Annotated in this window: 15 protein-coding genes and 1 pseudogene; 9 read left to right on the top strand and 7 right to left on the bottom strand. The window is 44.1% G+C overall.

Annotated features, from left to right (window positions below; translation table 11 throughout):
* Nucleotides 1-26: 26 nt before the first annotated feature.
* Complete coding sequence (gene tadA, locus LEPTO7376_RS12135; RefSeq protein ID WP_015134465.1) at nucleotides 27-497, bottom strand: tRNA adenosine(34) deaminase TadA; 471 nt, start codon at nucleotides 495-497, stop codon at nucleotides 27-29.
* The gene (gene grxC, locus LEPTO7376_RS12130) at nucleotides 494-799 is read right to left on the bottom strand and encodes a glutaredoxin 3 (protein ID WP_015134464.1); all 306 of its coding nucleotides are present in this window, start codon (nucleotides 797-799) and stop codon (nucleotides 494-496) included. The genes tadA and grxC overlap by 4 nt, the downstream gene beginning before the upstream one ends.
* Before the next feature lie 144 nt (nucleotides 800-943).
* Between grxC and LEPTO7376_RS24790 the strand changes: the two are divergent.
* Nucleotides 944-1723: pseudogene (locus tag LEPTO7376_RS24790) on the top strand (IS5 family transposase).
* Between the two features lie 468 nt (nucleotides 1724-2191).
* Nucleotides 2192-3568 carry an adenosylhomocysteinase gene (ahcY, locus tag LEPTO7376_RS12120; protein ID WP_015134463.1) on the top strand — a complete coding sequence of 459 codons (1377 nt, stop codon included), beginning with the start codon at nucleotides 2192-2194 and terminating at the stop codon, nucleotides 3566-3568.
* A gap of 117 nt (nucleotides 3569-3685) precedes the next feature.
* Here ahcY and LEPTO7376_RS12115 read toward each other — a convergent pair whose 3' ends face one another.
* Nucleotides 3686-4960: a dihydroorotase gene (locus LEPTO7376_RS12115; protein ID WP_015134462.1), complete on the bottom strand. Its 1275-nt coding sequence runs from the start codon at nucleotides 4958-4960 to the stop codon at nucleotides 3686-3688.
* 182 nt (nucleotides 4961-5142) lie between these two features.
* On the opposite strand from LEPTO7376_RS12115, the gene alr reads away from it, so the two are divergent.
* Both alr and LEPTO7376_RS12105 read left to right on the top strand, forming a co-directional pair.
* On the top strand, nucleotides 5143-6327 hold the full coding sequence (gene alr, locus LEPTO7376_RS12110; RefSeq protein ID WP_015134461.1) for an alanine racemase: 1185 nt from the start codon (nucleotides 5143-5145) through the stop codon (nucleotides 6325-6327).
* Between the two features lie 50 nt (nucleotides 6328-6377).
* Nucleotides 6378-6791, top strand: a complete 414-nt coding sequence (locus LEPTO7376_RS12105; protein WP_015134460.1) for a hypothetical protein — start codon at nucleotides 6378-6380, stop codon at nucleotides 6789-6791.
* A 24-nt stretch (nucleotides 6792-6815) separates the two neighbouring features.
* Here LEPTO7376_RS12105 and LEPTO7376_RS12100 read toward each other — a convergent pair whose 3' ends face one another.
* Nucleotides 6816-8900 (bottom strand): S8 family serine peptidase, encoded by a 2085-nt coding sequence (locus tag LEPTO7376_RS12100; protein ID WP_015134459.1) that lies wholly within the window; start codon nucleotides 8898-8900, stop codon nucleotides 6816-6818.
* A gap of 92 nt (nucleotides 8901-8992) precedes the next feature.
* Here LEPTO7376_RS12100 and LEPTO7376_RS12095 point away from each other — a divergent pair, with 92 nt between their 5' ends.
* Nucleotides 8993-9541, top strand: a complete 549-nt coding sequence (locus LEPTO7376_RS12095) for a hypothetical protein (protein ID WP_015134458.1) — start codon at nucleotides 8993-8995, stop codon at nucleotides 9539-9541.
* A 193-nt stretch (nucleotides 9542-9734) separates the two neighbouring features.
* On the opposite strand, the gene LEPTO7376_RS26425 is transcribed toward LEPTO7376_RS12095, so the two are convergent.
* Entirely contained in the window at nucleotides 9735-9908 is a 174-nt protein-coding gene (locus LEPTO7376_RS26425; protein ID WP_015134457.1) for a hypothetical protein, read from the bottom strand.
* Between the two features lie 220 nt (nucleotides 9909-10128).
* Here LEPTO7376_RS26425 and LEPTO7376_RS12090 point away from each other — a divergent pair, with 220 nt between their 5' ends.
* The gene (locus LEPTO7376_RS12090) at nucleotides 10129-10389 is read left to right on the top strand and encodes a glutaredoxin family protein (protein WP_015134456.1); all 261 of its coding nucleotides are present in this window, start codon (nucleotides 10129-10131) and stop codon (nucleotides 10387-10389) included.
* A gap of 853 nt (nucleotides 10390-11242) precedes the next feature.
* Here the strand turns inward: LEPTO7376_RS12090 and LEPTO7376_RS12080 are convergent.
* Entirely contained in the window at nucleotides 11243-11611 is a 369-nt protein-coding gene (locus LEPTO7376_RS12080) for a response regulator transcription factor (RefSeq protein ID WP_015134454.1), read from the bottom strand.
* Between the two features lie 568 nt (nucleotides 11612-12179).
* Here LEPTO7376_RS12080 and LEPTO7376_RS12075 point away from each other — a divergent pair.
* On the top strand, nucleotides 12180-12533 hold the full coding sequence (locus LEPTO7376_RS12075) for a hypothetical protein (RefSeq protein ID WP_015134453.1): 354 nt from the start codon (nucleotides 12180-12182) through the stop codon (nucleotides 12531-12533).
* 191 nt (nucleotides 12534-12724) lie between these two features.
* Here LEPTO7376_RS12075 and LEPTO7376_RS12070 read toward each other — a convergent pair whose 3' ends face one another.
* A complete protein-coding gene (locus LEPTO7376_RS12070) occupies nucleotides 12725-14158 on the bottom strand; it encodes a phosphoglucomutase/phosphomannomutase family protein (protein ID WP_015134452.1) in 1434 nt (477 codons plus the stop codon).
* A gap of 270 nt (nucleotides 14159-14428) precedes the next feature.
* On the opposite strand from LEPTO7376_RS12070, the gene LEPTO7376_RS12065 reads away from it, so the two are divergent.
* Nucleotides 14429-14980, top strand: coding sequence for an Npun_F5560 family protein (locus tag LEPTO7376_RS12065; RefSeq protein ID WP_015134451.1), 552 nt, complete (start codon nucleotides 14429-14431; stop codon nucleotides 14978-14980).
* Complete coding sequence (locus LEPTO7376_RS12060) at nucleotides 14946-15674, top strand: hypothetical protein (RefSeq protein WP_015134450.1); 729 nt, start codon at nucleotides 14946-14948, stop codon at nucleotides 15672-15674. The genes LEPTO7376_RS12065 and LEPTO7376_RS12060 overlap by 35 nt, the downstream gene beginning before the upstream one ends.
* The last annotated feature ends 135 nt before the right edge of the window (nucleotides 15675-15809 follow it).

Below are 15809 nucleotides of genomic sequence, written 5' to 3'. Positions count from 1 at the left end.
CATTTGTATGCGATTTGGCGGCATCTTTACCGATTCCTCATAAACCAGGTTTGTAAAAGTTGACGACAATCATTCGAAGCAATACCACCAATCACATTAAGACGATGATTGGAGAATAAGGCGTCGGGAAAATTGGCGACACTACGTAATACACCAGTTTTGGGATCATCAGCGCCATAAATAACAGTTTTTAGGCGGGAATGAATAATCGCCCCCGCACACATTGGACAGGGCTCAAGGGTTACATATAGAGAGCAATCATTTAAGTGCCAATTTTGACGATGGCGACTCGCAGTCCGAATAGCGAGTACTTCGGCATGGGCAGTGGGGTCAGTTTCTTTTTCTTTCCTGTTACCGCTCTGGGCAAGAATTTGATCCCGATTATCCACAATAATTGCCCCCACCGGTATTTCCCCAGACTGTCCTGCAATCTCTGCAAGGGCGATCGCCTTTTTCATCCAAAACAAATGGCGCTCATATTCAGCGTGAGTAATCACTTCTGTAACAGTATCTTTAATTCACCCCGTTGATCTAAATCAAACAGATCAGTACAGCCGCCAATATGATCATCATTAATGAAAATTTGGGGAACTGAACGTTTACCATTAGCACGTTCTGACATCTTGTCACGAGCTTGGGAATCTCCATCGATTTTGTATTCCGTAAACTTTACGCCTTTCAAAAAAAGAAGAATTTTCGCAGCAATGCAGTAAGGACAAGTTTGCCAAGTATAAATTTCGACAGTTGCTTTAATACCCTTGACTTTTTTCCCAAAGAGCGAGGAAACCCAATCAAACATTTTTATATGTTTCCTAAATTGTTTTATTTATTTTGGCGTGTCGCAAAAACTTCACCCAATCCTTAGAGGATGTTTGAAAAAGGTATCGCAAGCAGAAAAAAAGAGATTTAGTCTGTAGAAGTACTGAAATCTCTGAATAAAATCATGTCTGAATCATATCCAACAAATCTCAGTGATGACCAGTGGCATCTCCTAAAACCATTATTGTCATCAGTAAAGTCTGGAGGAAGACCTCGCTCCGTTGACTTGAGACAGGTGGTGAATGCCCTGCTGTATATCCTGATGGGAGGGATTGCCTGGCGTTCCTTGCCCTATGACTTTCCCAAATGGCAAACAGTCTATTGGTACTTTGCCCAATGGCGCGATGATGGCACCCTCGAATGTATCAATCAGACCCTCTACGAGTATGAGCGTACAGCTAATCATGACCGCCCTCCTCTCCTAGCTATGTGGTGGTGGATTCTCAGTCGGTGGATAGTGCCTCGATGATTCATGAGCACGTTGGGATTGACGGCAATAAACGGGTAAAGGGGAGGAAACGACACATCATAGGAGATAGCCTTGGTCTTTTGATGGTTGCTGTTGTCACTGCCGCTAATGTTAGTGATACACAAGGATTACGACTGCTATTAGAGAGATTACGACAGAGTTCATTCAATTTTCAACGATGGTATTTGCTCTATGTCGATGGAGGCTATCGAGGTCAGGCGCTCTGCCATTGGGTAATGGATACTTTTGGCGTTATTTTGCAGATGGTGCTGCGCCCATCTGAACGCAAAGACTTCTGCTTACTCCCTCGTCGTTGGCTTTGGATGGTTTTATTGGTGTCGTCGTCTCAGCCGTGATTATGAATACACGACTGCAAGTGCGGAGGCCTTTCTCTATCTTGCTTCTATTCGGTTATTACTGAGAAGACTTGCTTAAAACTTTTACTTTTCAAACATCCTCTTATCTAAGATACATCTCCCCAAAAACTGTGTAGCTCAGGATGCAGCAATATTCTTCGGTGAAGATGAGACATTACCACAGACAAAAGGGGTTATGCACTATGGGAATGAAGTCTAAGCAGGTGTTGCAGGGAGGTGATCGCCAAACGCAAGTGTCAGAGGGAATATGGCAAGAAGCAATTCAGACGAATATCAATAATGGACTTTTCTTGTACAAAATATCTTGAATTTTGATGAATCATCCTAATTGGGAAAAACTGACGAATCCCACTAGCTTAAGGTTACGTTACACTTTAAATTGTTTTTAGCATTGCTGATCCTTGAGATGATTTTGCCTGAGCAATACAGATCAATAGTCTTGATTACTAGATCGGTTCATCCCCTAGATCAGCTAAAGCTTATTTTTTGATCAACTCTCTATGGATATTAATTGGATAGGAGATTTATGAGCACTTCAACACTCACCCGTGACTATAAGGTCGCTGATATTAACCTAGCGAGCTGGGGACGCAAGGAAATTGCGATCGCAGAAGGCGAAATGCCTGCCCTTATGACTATCCGAAAAAAGTACAGCAACAGCAAACCTTTGGCTGGCGCCAAGATTATTGGCTGTATTCACATGACAATTCAGACTGCTGTGCTGATTGAAACCCTAGTCGAACTAGGTGCGGAAGTGCGTTGGTCATCTTGCAATATCTTCTCCACCCAAGATCACGCCGCTGCCGCCATTGCTGAGTCAGGAGTGCCTGTCTTCGCCTGGAAAGGAGAAACCGAAGAAGAATATATGTGGTGCATTGAGCAAACCTGCCGTACGCCCGAAGGTGACCTATGGAAAGCCAACATGATTTTGGATGATGGTGGTGACCTCACTGGCTACATCCACGAAACCTACCCCAACATGCTGAACAGCATCCATGGTGTGACCGAAGAGACAACGACTGGTGTACACCGCTTGTATGAAATGCTCGAAAAAGGCGAGCTAAAAATTCCCGCTGTTAACGTTAATGACTCCGTTACTAAAGCAAAAAATGATAACAAGTATGGCTGTCGCCATAGCTTGAACGATGCGATCAAGCGCGGTACAGACCACCTTATGGCTGGCAAGAAAGCCCTCGTGATTGGTTATGGTGATGTCGGTAAGGGTTCCGCCGCTTCTCTTCGTCAAGAAGGGATGATCGTCAAAGTCGCTGAAGTAGATCCCATCTGTGCAATGCAAGCTTGCATGGACGGTTATGAAGTGGTTTCTCCCTTCATCAACGGCGTTAACACGGGTGCTGAGAGCATTGACAAAGACCTATTGGCAAAAACTGACCTCTTGGTTACTGCAACTGGTAACTTCAACGTTTGTGATTCCAATATGCTCGCAGCGCTCAAGCCTAGTGCAGTAGTCTGCAATATTGGTCACTTCGACAACGAGATTGACACTGCTTTCATGCGTGAAAACTGGAAGTGGGAAGAAGTTAAGCCACAAGTTCACAAAGTTTACCGTAGTGACGATCCCCAAGATTTCTTGATTCTCTTGGCGGAAGGTCGTTTGGTTAACCTCGGTAATGCGACGGGTCATCCCTCTCGGATTATGGATGGCTCCTTTGCAAACCAAGTCCTCGCACAAATGTTCTTGTTTGAGCGTAAGTTTGCTGACCAAGCACCTGCTGAGCGCTCCATTACTGTTGAGGTTCTTCCCAAGCATCTCGATGAGGAAGTGGCTCGCTACATGGTTGAAGGCTTTGGTGGTGTGGTTACCCAACTCACTAAAACTCAAGCGGACTATATCAATGTTTCCGTGGAAGGTCCTTTCAAGACTGATAGCTATAAGTACTAAGTATTCGATGTCATTGTGATCATGATGTCGCTTTAAAAATTCGGAACGGTTTCGTTAAGTGAATGCTTGATGGAATCGTTTTTTGCTTGCAGTAATTTGTTTACAATAAAAGCTGTCTTACAGAAATGATTTGACGACCTTGCCGGATAGAGAGCGATTCCACCAAGGAGTATTGGTTTGGGGGCAATGGAGATTGTCATGGTTGACCTGCCACGTTTTATTCGGGTCAAACAGAATTAGAGGTTGAGGATTTTCGGGGGCGATCGCCTCCATTTTTTCACCCAAACATTTTTGAGGATTAATACTGAGAGCCCGCCAGAGTTCGAGGGGTTGCCAATCTTGGGACACAACAAAATTTTGCCAAAGGATCGGTAGCGCGAGTTCTAAGCCGATGACACCCACCGGTGCTTTGCCAAAACTGACGGTTTTTTCTTCGTAGAGATAAGGCTGGTGGTCGATGGCGATCGCCTCAATAATGCCTGTTTTAACCGCTTCAATAAGAGCCGCTTGGTCACTAGGATTGCCGAGAGGTGGGTCAAATTTGAGGAGGGGGTCGTAGGTACTAAGGGCTTTTGTATTCCAGAGGAGGTGCATCCATGTAGTGCTGGCAGTAATAGGCAGCCCTCGTTTTTTCGCGTCGGCGATCAGTTCCACACCCCGCGCCGTCGAAAGACGCATCAAGTGAACAGGGGTTTTGAGTTCGGTGACTAATTCACAAATGGCGGCGATCGCCGTAGTTTCGACGGAGACCAATTCTTCGACCAAACCATACATCAAACTCGCTTTGCCATAACGGGCTGTTCCACCATTGTGGAGGGCAAGATTTTTAGGAAAGAGGGCAATAGGTTGATTTAGGGGGCGTAAATATTCGAGGGTACGACGCAACAAACCCCAATTATTAATAGCTCTGCCATCGCTAAAGCCGCAGATATTACCTTGGGTTAATTCGCCCAATTCAGTTAGGGCTTCACCTTGAATATTTTTGGTGATTGCGGCCCAAGACTGAAAAGTGGGCTTGGGTTCAGGTAAGGCGGTAATTGACTGTTCAAAACTTTTGAGTTGTCCTAAGTTGTCTAAAGTTGGCTGAGTATCCGGCAAAATTCCAACTTGAGTAAAACCACCAGCGATCGCCCCCTGAGCAAATTGCGCTAACGTTTCGCGGGATTCATAACCGGGTTCACTGCAATGGCTATAAAGATCCACCAATCCGGGAGCAAGGATCAGTTCATCAGCTTCTCGTTCTTCCACACCGTCTGGAATATCGGTTAGCTGCGCGGCGATCGCCTGAATTTTACCTTCTCGAATTAAGAGATCCTGTGGTTGATCTAAATTTGCCACTGGATCGAGCACCCGTACCCGGCGCAACACCACATTTTCTAAAGCCTGACTCAAAATTTATTTCCCCCGTAAGCAAATCCGCCCATCATTCTACTGTGGAACTCCAGCATCACCTTTGACTTTGTAAATCAGCGCTATGGTTCGTGAAATTCGGCAATGTTTCTGACAAAGGGATGGGCTCACGCTTAAGGCTTCTTATTTACAATGAGTTGAAAGTTGGATTGGAGCGATCGCCAGTGCTGGATGGAGAAAAACTTTCGCATATCGTGTCTCAAGGATGTCGTCATTATCAATTTTCCGACGCGATTCGGCAGCGAGCCTGGGTAGAGATTAATCATGCTGCCCTCGCGCATAATATCCAGGCTTTAAAAGCACTACTTGCGCCTCACACTGAACTGTTAGCGGTAGTTAAAGCAGATGCTTACGGTCATGGCGTCATCAAAATTGCAGAAACGGTTTTAGCCAATGGGGCAACTTGGTTGGCGATCGCCACATTAGGGGAAGGCGTTGAACTGCGGGAAGCTGGTATTACTGCCCCGATTTTAGTTTTGGGAGCAACAAATACTGCGATAGAAATTGAGGCGATCGCCCATTGGGAATTACAACCGACTCTCTGCACCATTGAGCAGCAACAATTATTTCAAAAGACAATGGCGAGATTGGGTAAAACATTGCCCGTTCATCTCAAAATTGACACTGGTATGTCACGCCTCGGAACCCGTTGGGAGGAAGCACCTCTATTCATTGAAGCGGTACATTCTTCTGAAAACTTGGAGATCGCCAGCCTTTATTCCCATTTTGCGACCGCAGATGAACAAGATTTAACGATGACCCATCTGCAACATCAACGGTTCAAACAAGCTCTCGCTGAACTTAAACAACGAGATATTCCCTTGCCGAAATTGCATCTTTCTAATTCGGCGGGAACGATTCTTGGGCAAGCATTTCATTACGATTTGGTGCGAGTCGGTTTAGCGATTTATGGTGCGTATCCGGCTCCCCATCTCGAAGAAAAAGTTGATCTCAAACCAGTAATGCAAGTAAAAGCCCGTATTACCCAACTCAAAACTTTGCCACCGGAAACGGGAGTAAGCTACGGCCATCGTTTTGTCACAGCAACAGAAACCAAAATTGCGGTAGTGGGAATTGGCTATGCCGATGGGATTCCGCGAACTTTATCCAATAACCTCAAAGTTTTAGTGAATGGTCAGTTGGCTCCCCAAATCGGGTCGATCACAATGGATCAAATCATGCTCGATGTCACCCATTTAACCAATGTGCAGGTGGGCGATGTCGTGACCTTGATCGGCGAAGATGGGAGCGATCGCCTCACGGTAGATCAATGGGCAAATCAGCTCGGCACCATTTCCTACGAGATCATGTGTGGCTTTAAACATCGCCTCCCTCGCATCAATCTTTAACACCATCCCCTTGGTATGATGAGCACACAGCAATTTCTGAGGGGAATGTCATGGACAAGAAGTTCGGTTTAGGGTGTTTGGCGATCGCCACATGTTTCGGTTTGGCCCAAAAAGCGACAGCAGACGAAGTTTGGCGCACAGAAGAATTTGGCGTGGTCTACGCAGAAGATCGGGGCAGCACAGCAATTTGGGAATATGGTGGTGGTTTTGGCACAGTATTTCTCGATGGCTTAGCCGGACAATACGAAGATCGCGGCACATATTACGGATACTGGGTACAAGCATCTTCCTCTAAAAAATGTGACACTTTCCGCGAAGGAGCAGATGGCGAACTCACCTATTACTGGGGCAATGTCAAAGTCGAATTTATTGATGCCGATTTTCCATCTCGCTGGAAATTAGGGCTAGGCCTCTGTGATGGCGAAAGAACTATTGAGCTTAATGGCACACCCGTCATCCCATAAATTGCTGCCAGAGAATTTAAGTCACTAATACTTCAATTGCAGCGACCAATTCTTTAAAGAGCCAACATCAGTAGGACTGAGATCCAGTACCCACAATGTCCATTCACCGGTGATATCCAGGCCGATTAATTGTTTAAGGCCAGGAGTATTCACCGGAGTATAGGTTTTTTGCAGATAATTACGGCTGCCCAAAGAACGGTTTTGCAGCAGAAAAACTTTGCCATTAGGAGTACGCAAATGTACTTCCACATCACCCATATATTCATGATCTATCTCCACTGTCACCGAGATATCGCGGATTCTGCCCTGCTCTACAAAAGCCACTAAACTAGTGATGCCTTCCTCAGTGCCATCTGGAATTTCCAGCTCTAAGTCATTGCTTTGCTCAACAACAAATTCTGGCTCCTCGACATCCACAAACCGATTTGTTGCCGCCTCAACAGCGCGACGAGCATTCACTTTGCCATAGCCAAACCACCGCGAATGTCCCAGTGCATCATAGGTACCGAGCTGTAAACCTAATTGGCGATCGCGGGTCGAATCCACGATTTTATCGGCAGTATTTTCGAGAATCTCTTTCACCTCAGCCGCAGACAGCATCGGATTTGCAGAGAGAACCAAAGCCGCGACTCCAGCAACTAATGGACAAGCGCTAGAAGTCCCACCAAAATCCCGAGTGAAGTGGCCATCACTATAGCCAAATTCACCCATCACATCGGTACTCAAAATCCCTTGTCCTGCAAGATTTTCCTGTACCTCAGGAGCTGTCGGTAAATAGCCATGTTCCGCAAACCACATTACTGGGGGCGCATTATTACTCGGTGCACAAACAGAAATCTCCGAACCCCAATTACTGTAAACAGCCTTTTGATTTTGACTAGTGCAAGCACTCACTGCAATCACATCCGGGTGATTTGCATAGCCATTGAGCCATTCTGTTGGTCCATACAGCATTTTGTTATGCCAGCTTCGTTCGTAAATCGTCCCGTCTAAGGGCCGATTAGCATTGCCTGCCGCAAATACAATGACACAACCTTTCCCTTCCCGTCCTGCCGTTGCTGCATAGTGAATCGCGGCATTTTGACGAAGAGACAAAGGGAAGTGAACAGCCGCCGCATTCCAGCTACAAGAAATAACATCAGCACCTTTCTCTACAGCCCACAAAAATAACGATTCGATGGAATCATCATCGAGATAACCTGTGGTTTTCAAAGGCATCAGGGCACAATCTGGAGCAACGCCAACAATTCCAGTTCCAGTCTCCTCAGCAACGGCTAAACCAGCGCAAGCAGTTCCGTGGCTTTCCTGAGTGTGCTCTGGAGTCGGTAAAAAATCACGCTCGCCGAAATCGTACGGTGCAACAATTTTTCCTTGACCTTGGAAATCGGGATGGTTGAGATCAATGGCATCATCGGTCACAGCAATTACAATCGAGCGATCGCCCTTTGTTGTTTCCCAAGCTCCTACTGCATCAATTCCTTGGGGCTGATCAGGTTGATCTGGATCTGGCGTGTGGAGATACCATTGCTCCTGGAATAACGTATCCGTGGGCAAATCAAATCCGAGAGATTCCTGCGGCAAAATCACATTGGCTTCTGCAACATTGACCCCAGCCAATATCCGCAATTGATTTGCAAGTTTAATTGGGTTAATAGCTGTTTCTTTTGTGAGCTCATAAATAAACGTATTTTCTAAACCCAAAACTGGACGCACTAATTTCAAACCGTGGCGATCGCCAAACCCTTGATGCTCATAGGGAGATAGACTTTGAGCAAACTGAACCGTTAGCTGATTGGTGAGATAGACAAAACTATCAATTGAATAAGCCAGTTGGTAGACATGGCTTGCAAACAAAATCTCATCACTTTGTCGCGCCGAATCAAGAACCGACTCCAAGTCCTCTGGCGGCACAATCACTTCCTGCATGAAAAAATCTTTGCCACATAATGACAACGGACGATACATTAGACCCGGAACAATTTCGAGCAGGTCAACATCTTGATCTCGAAACGCAACAGTTAGGCGATCATCCAGCTTATGCAATAAAAGTTCTGCTTGTCCCCGTTGTAAAATAAGACCTTGTTGTGGCGATACCTCTGGTGCTGCCATACCGCAAACCCTCTCCTTGTCCATCCCCTACGTGGGATCGAGATGTACACATTCAAAACGTTACCGTGTCAAATCACCGCTTGACGACAATTATGAAAGCAACAAACATCCATCGTTTGATTCCACTAGCTAGTTTGGCAATGGGATTCTCTCTGGCAATTATGCCACCGATTTTGGCACAGCCTGAGCCTACCCAACAAAACTTAAGTGAACTGCGCCCTCTAAAAAATGGTGACAGTCTCCTCAGCATGGCCGGTGGCTCCGAACTCATGGACGAGGCAATCGCGGCGATCGCCGACAAAGATTATGACGTTGCAGTCGAAAGACTCCAAGAAGCCCGTCAAATCTTCAACCAACTGTCTAACTTTCACATCGATATCGCCAATAGCTTCCAGGGTATCGATAACGCTGTCTACGATGCAGAAAGAGTTGCAGCCATTGAAGCTGGAGATATGCGTGACACCGCAACATACCGCCTTGCCTTAGTCCATCGCGTCCAAGGTAAACCAGAACTTTCTGTACCACTACTTATTCAAGTCATTCGCTCTCAGAGTCCCGCAAGCGATCTTGGCTCAAAATCCTACAAACAACTTTATGAACTCGGATTTGTCAGTAGCGAATTTGAACAGCCTCAATTCTAAAATTCCAGCAAACTAAAAGCTGAAATCAATCAGTGTGTACTTCCCAAAATGACCAAAGGGAAAGATCTCAATCAATCTTTCCCCTCGTCTTTTATATTTTTTAATTGGTAATCACCCTAGGAAAACACTAAAGAATTAAGTTTCCACTAATTAAACGTAACTAGTCTACTCAAGTCAGCTAAACCGCTTTAATTTACTTGAAAGACAAATTACCCATATCAAGCTCATGCTCAAGCTTTCTGAGAGCATCAAGCATTTGTTTTGTCATAGGGGTACGCCACAAAAGCTGACTAATGCATTGTTCTTCTTCCGAAGAAATTGTCCCTGAACTTAAAACCGATTGAATTTGTTGCAAAAGATCATTCATCACATCACCAACTGCCTATATCAACATCAAAGTCGTTAGAACATATAAAACCCAAGCCTATATATCTATCCCAAAATAATGGGCAACTTAAAACTATTAAGTCTATCTTAATCAAACAAGTTTCAAAAAGCCTTTAAAAAGCTACCGTTAGCAAACTTCGCCAATAAAACTCTACATTTCTTTATATCCTGCCTTCCTATTTCTGTCTGCAAATACTGCCATGAAAAATCACATAATTTTTTACAGCAAAAAAGGTTGCCATCTCTGCGAAGGCTTACATGACAAACTTACTTCTATACAGGATTTCGAATTACAGATAGAGATGCGTGATATAGAGACCAATGAAGATTGGTTTGCACGCTATGAATATGAAATCCCTGTTTTAACAATCATTAAAAATGGTTCTGAGGTGATACTACCTCGATTTTCACCGCGTCTATCTATACAAAAAATAGCCCAGAAACTAGCCACATATTTTTGAAGTATCAAGGAGAAAGCAATTGCTAGTGATGAAAAAGCCTCTGCTCACTATCATTTCAAAGTAAACAGAAAGGGCCCGAATTAGTGATGATGCCTTGCGCAATATCATTTTCAAGACGCAAACGAGCAATATGTGTAGCGTTATAAGAAGACATTTCCAAAAATAGTCTTCTCAATTCCTTCGCTTGACTTTGATCCATGTGGCCACGGTCATAAATATCTCGAAGCAACTCAGTAAAATGTTCATGCATCATCGGAGCTTACTCAAATATCAATAAGAAGATTTAGCCAAAAGCAATAAACTTTCTTTATAAGTAATCGCTGACTTTTGCAGGAAGAAATTGTACCTGTAGTCTAGCGTTTCTCTGTAGGTGTAGATGTCAGTAATTTGACTGATTTAATACTTTTCTGAGCGAAATCACTCACTCTATCAATCTTCTTTTATCTTATTGGACACAACATATAACTATCAATGGGAAGAAAAAAACTACGCTATTTAGCTTACAAAGAACAGCCTCAAGTAAGCCAAATGGCGTAGTACCAAACAATATGTCAACTTAATCAATCCAATATCAAAATACTAAAAGCTATTTCTTCATATACTTTTGCGTAGTGAGAATAGTAAAAATAGCAATATTTATCCTTTCATCAGTTTTATCGTTAAGTTAATCAGCAAAGTTTAGAATCAGCAAAATTTGTGTTGAACTATCCCCTTTTAATCAGCATCTCACTCTAGTTTTATGGGCTCAATTTTCAAAAAAGTTAGTGCCGACGCGCAGTTTTTCAACATCAAGAAATACCACAAAAAAAAGGAAGGCGATCGCCTTCCTCTTAGGAATACTAACTTATAAGATTCAACTGACAAGTTGTCGCACTGTACTGACAATTTCATTACCTTCTACAGGTTTTGTGAGATAAGCATTTGCTCCTTGTTTTAAGCCCCATTTCCGATCCATGCGTTCTGATTTGCTGGAACAGAGAATAATGGGAATATTAGCTGTCGACTCACTCCGCTTAAGCTCACGGCACAGGCCATAACCACTTTTTCCAGGTAAGACGACATCTAAAACAATGCCATCAATAGTGACATTCTCTTGACCGAGGAGAGCTTCTCCAGCTTCTGCTGTTGTGACATTAATGACATCAAAGCCTGAGTCTTCGAGATGAGTCCGCAAAACATGGGTATCGACGGGATTATCTTCGATGATTAATAATGTTGACATAAGGTGTTCTCTGAATACGATCTGAATTTAGATACAGTAATGACGAATTGAAAAGCTTTTTTCTAACTCAAAGATGTTACTAAATAGTACATTGTAAAAATTAGTTTCCTCGAAATAACAGCAATGAAACTAATTACGACAACGTTGACATTAAGTTCTTCGACTTAGACCGTAAAGCTTGAGGTGTCTGGTATTAATAATTTCAGATTTCAGAAAACGACTAAAATACTGATTTCTTTTGATACACGACTTACCCTGATGAGCTTAATATCTCATGCAATGGTCATTGCAGAGATTGTAACAGAATATTAAGAGCCTCTGCTTTGACTCGACCAATGAAGTGTTGTGATCAGGATCTTAATTTAGTTAGTGGAAGTATTATTTTTGTATTGAGTGAAGTGTTTTAGGGTTCAGACATTTCGTAGTATCGTGACGTGATGGCTAAGGCGATCGCCACTACTTGGTGTTGAATTCAGCACATCTTCAAGGGAGTAGCTATCCATCAATGAATATTTAATTGAATATCCATTGCTAATTTTTTCATCTCCCTCGTATCGAGGAGTCAACAATGATGCACGGTCTTGTCAATATTAATTACGAAGCAATGCTGCGACTTGTGATTGAAACTGACCAGCAACGGCAAAGTATTGATGCCATTATCAACACAACATTTAAAGGATACTTGGGCTTACCGAAACACATGATCGCAATGCTTGATCTTCCCTCTTTGCCTCAAGATTCAGAGGAAGAGACAACAGAGACTTTTTATCGGGCGACAGTAATCTGGGGAAATGAGACCCGTAGCATCCCAATTACGGTAGTATCAGGCGAGCCTGTGGTTGGCATGAGTCTTTTGCAAGGCTATTCGCTCCAGATTCAAGTGACACAACACGGTCTAGTAACAGTCAATCAGATTCGTTAGTATCTTTTCAGCATTAAAAGCAAAGCATTGCGGAATTTAGCGATCTAATGAAGTCTAATCCGTTCTTCTTTAAGCCGAAGAATTATCTCATAAGGCATTGGCAACACCCTCACCAATATCGATTAAAGAAAAAACTCCACAGATATAATTGTGGAGCTTTTTTTGATTAAGATTGGAATTTTTTTCGTTCTCTACTTCGCAGGATCAAGCTTCGCAATTTCAGCTTCCATTTCCGCTGCAACTTTAGATTCGAGATCCGCAGAATCAGTTTCCATGTACACACGCATCAAAGGCTCAGTACCAGAAGGACGGAGGAGAACCCAACTGCCATTTTCGAGGTAGAGTTTAACGCCATCTTTGAGGCCAACTTCCTTCACTACCAAGCCTGCAACGGTTGCAGGAGGGGTTGCTTTGTAAAAATCGAGGGCTGCTTTCTTGTGGTCTTCTTCGAGGTGAAGATCAAGACGCTTGTTAAATAGAGGGCCATTAGCCTCTGCGATCGCCTCTGCAACTAATTGAGATAAGGGCTTGCCTTCGTAAGCGATCGCTTCAGCCACAAGCATGTCAGCGAGAATGCCGTCTTTCTCAGGAATGTGACCCAGTACACTTAAACCACCAGATTCTTCACCACCGACGAGGACGTCAGTTTCACGCATCTTCTGACCAATATATTTGAAACCAACTGCGGTTTCGTAAATATCAATGCCGTAGGATGCCGCCACATTATCAAGAAGGTGTGTAGTCGCAACAGTTCTTACAATTGCACCCTTTTGACCTTTGTTCTTAAACAAGTGGCGGGCAAGAAGCAAGAGAACTGTGTTAGGTGTGAGAACATTGCCAAGTTCATCTACGACACCAAAGCGATCGCTGTCACCGTCAGTTGCCATACCAATATCAGCACTGTCAGCCTTTACCTGATCAATTAAGCCAATAAGTTGTGACCCCTTAGGCTCAGGCATACCACCACCGAAGAGAACATCGCGAGTCGTGTTGAAAGACTCAGTCTCACAACCACAGTGAGCGAGCACTTCATCGAGGTAACCTCGGGAGGTGGAGTAAAGCGCGTCATATTTGACCTTTAGGCCAGCAGAACGAATACGTTCCACATCAAGAAGCGTATAGATAAACTTCAAATATTCAGGCTTGGGATCAAAACGGCTAATTTTGTCGCCATTCTTGCCTGTGGGCATATCATCAGAAGAACTAGCAATATTTGCAACAATAGTATCTGTAATTTCAGGGGTCGCAGGGCCTGCATAATCAGGAATATATTTAATTCCGCAATAAGGAGCAGGGTTGTGGCTGGCAGTAAACATCAAAGCACCAGCCGAATTCAGGAATTTTGCATTGTAAGCAATGACAGGAGTTGGACAATCGCGTTCCACGACTTTCACTGTCCAACCGAGATCCGCGAGTACTTCTGCCGCAGTTTGGGCAAACTCATCCGCAAAAAAACGGGTGTCATAGGCGATCAAGACAGGTCGATCTTTGGCATATGCCGTTTCTAAATAACTGGCGATCGCCCGGGTAACCTTACAAACATTAGCGAACGTAAAATCATCGGCGATAATGCCGCGCCAACCGTCTGTGCCAAACTTAATCGGAGGATTGCTTGCGATACTCATGGATTAAAAATTGAGATTATTAAAAAATCATCATTATCTTATCCGGACACGGCGACGTTCTTTCGCGGCTTTTTTTACAAAATTGGCTCTAAGAGGCTCATTTTCGCGATGTATTAGATATTATTGGGTTTATACTGACGCAATACAGTAAAAAGTAATAGGCGAAAGCTGTCATTTATAACCATTGGGCGGCGCGATTTTGTCTAGACTTTAATTAAACTTAGATCTATTTAGCAGTAACCTCTCGCTATTGAGGAGTCCTAAAGCACCGTGGCAACAACAGATAACATTCAAGACACCCAACCCCAAAGCAACGAGCAACTCCAGCAGGAACTCCAGCTCCGCGACCAACTTGTGCAGCAACTTTCCCAAGAGTTGTTTCGCTTAGTCAAAGGCAACGACGAGTTTACTCCTCAGCCGGAATTTTCTGAGCGGCAACAAGCAGAATTACGCCTACTCCGCGAACAGCTCCAAGAAGTTGAACAGCAGGTTTCCTTTTACCAAGAGCAGCTCACCCAGAAAGACCAAGAAATTTATCAACTGCGCCAATCCGTTCAAGAACTCAGCGATCGCAGCCGGATGTTGGAGCAAGTTGTCCAAGAATTGCCTCAAATTTACCGCCAGAAATTCGCTGAAAGAATGGCCACTGTTCGCGATAAAGTAGAGAAGCTGCAAAACGAGAATCGTCAACTCCACGCTGAGTTACAGAGCGTTAGCTATCGCTTAGCAGTGAAAAACCGTCGTCATAGCCTGTCTGAGATTGAACTACCCACATTTAACCCCAAAGGTGGCAGCCCCATCCCGACCTTCGGCACTGTCTAAGGTTGTTATTCTGGTTAATGCCGCTCTGAAACATTCCGGTAAATTAATCTCCGCTTCACCCGTTACGGAGCGTATGCTCGGAGCTTTAGAGAAGGCGATTCTCAGCGAATTTCCTGAGGTTGAAGTCAATATCGTTACACCTGCCATGGTGCGCTACCACAACTTCCCTCAGGACGATGGCACATTAATTTGTCCCCTAACAATTGACTTGCCAGACCGCTTGACCTTTGAGCAGCACAATATTTTTGAGGCTTGTCGCAAAATTGAAGCCCGGCGCGAATGGGTTCTTCAAAATACCTCCCACAAAGTTTGTAATCATAATTCTCTCGGCGATCATTGGCTCCCCATCATCTACACAGCGAAGGGGCCGGTTTATGGCGAAGTGATTGGCGAAGGGGTCATGCCGAATTCTTATCATCAACCGATTGATCTCGGAGATAAGCAGCGGCAACCTTTATATCAACTAGGGTTTCAGATCTTAAAATCAATTGCTGCAGAGCCAAGTGTTTACCTGATGCAGTTTGGGTATTCGCCAGATAAAGAAATTTTGTTTGATCGTCTATGGCCCTTTCCAGCAGCTCCGGCGATCGCCAGTTTAAGTCTTCAGCAACCAGATCTATTTGCTTGCCATTGGCGCTGCTTAACAAAGCAACCGATCAAAGATATTGTGATCCCCCACAAGCTGGCTTCCTAAGAATAATCAGCAAATCATGACTCTACGTCGCCGAGGGTGACGAAAGAGTGAATAACTGTCAAAAAATTCAACGAAACATCTCAAATTAGCCCTGTCACCATCTATTTCCCCTGAGAATGGAGCCACAAAATTTCG

It is taken from the genome of [Leptolyngbya] sp. PCC 7376, assembly GCF_000316605.1.
GTDB lineage: Bacteria > Cyanobacteriota > Cyanobacteriia > Cyanobacteriales > MRBY01 > MRBY01.
This window is presented reverse-complemented; position numbering and strand designations above follow the sequence as displayed.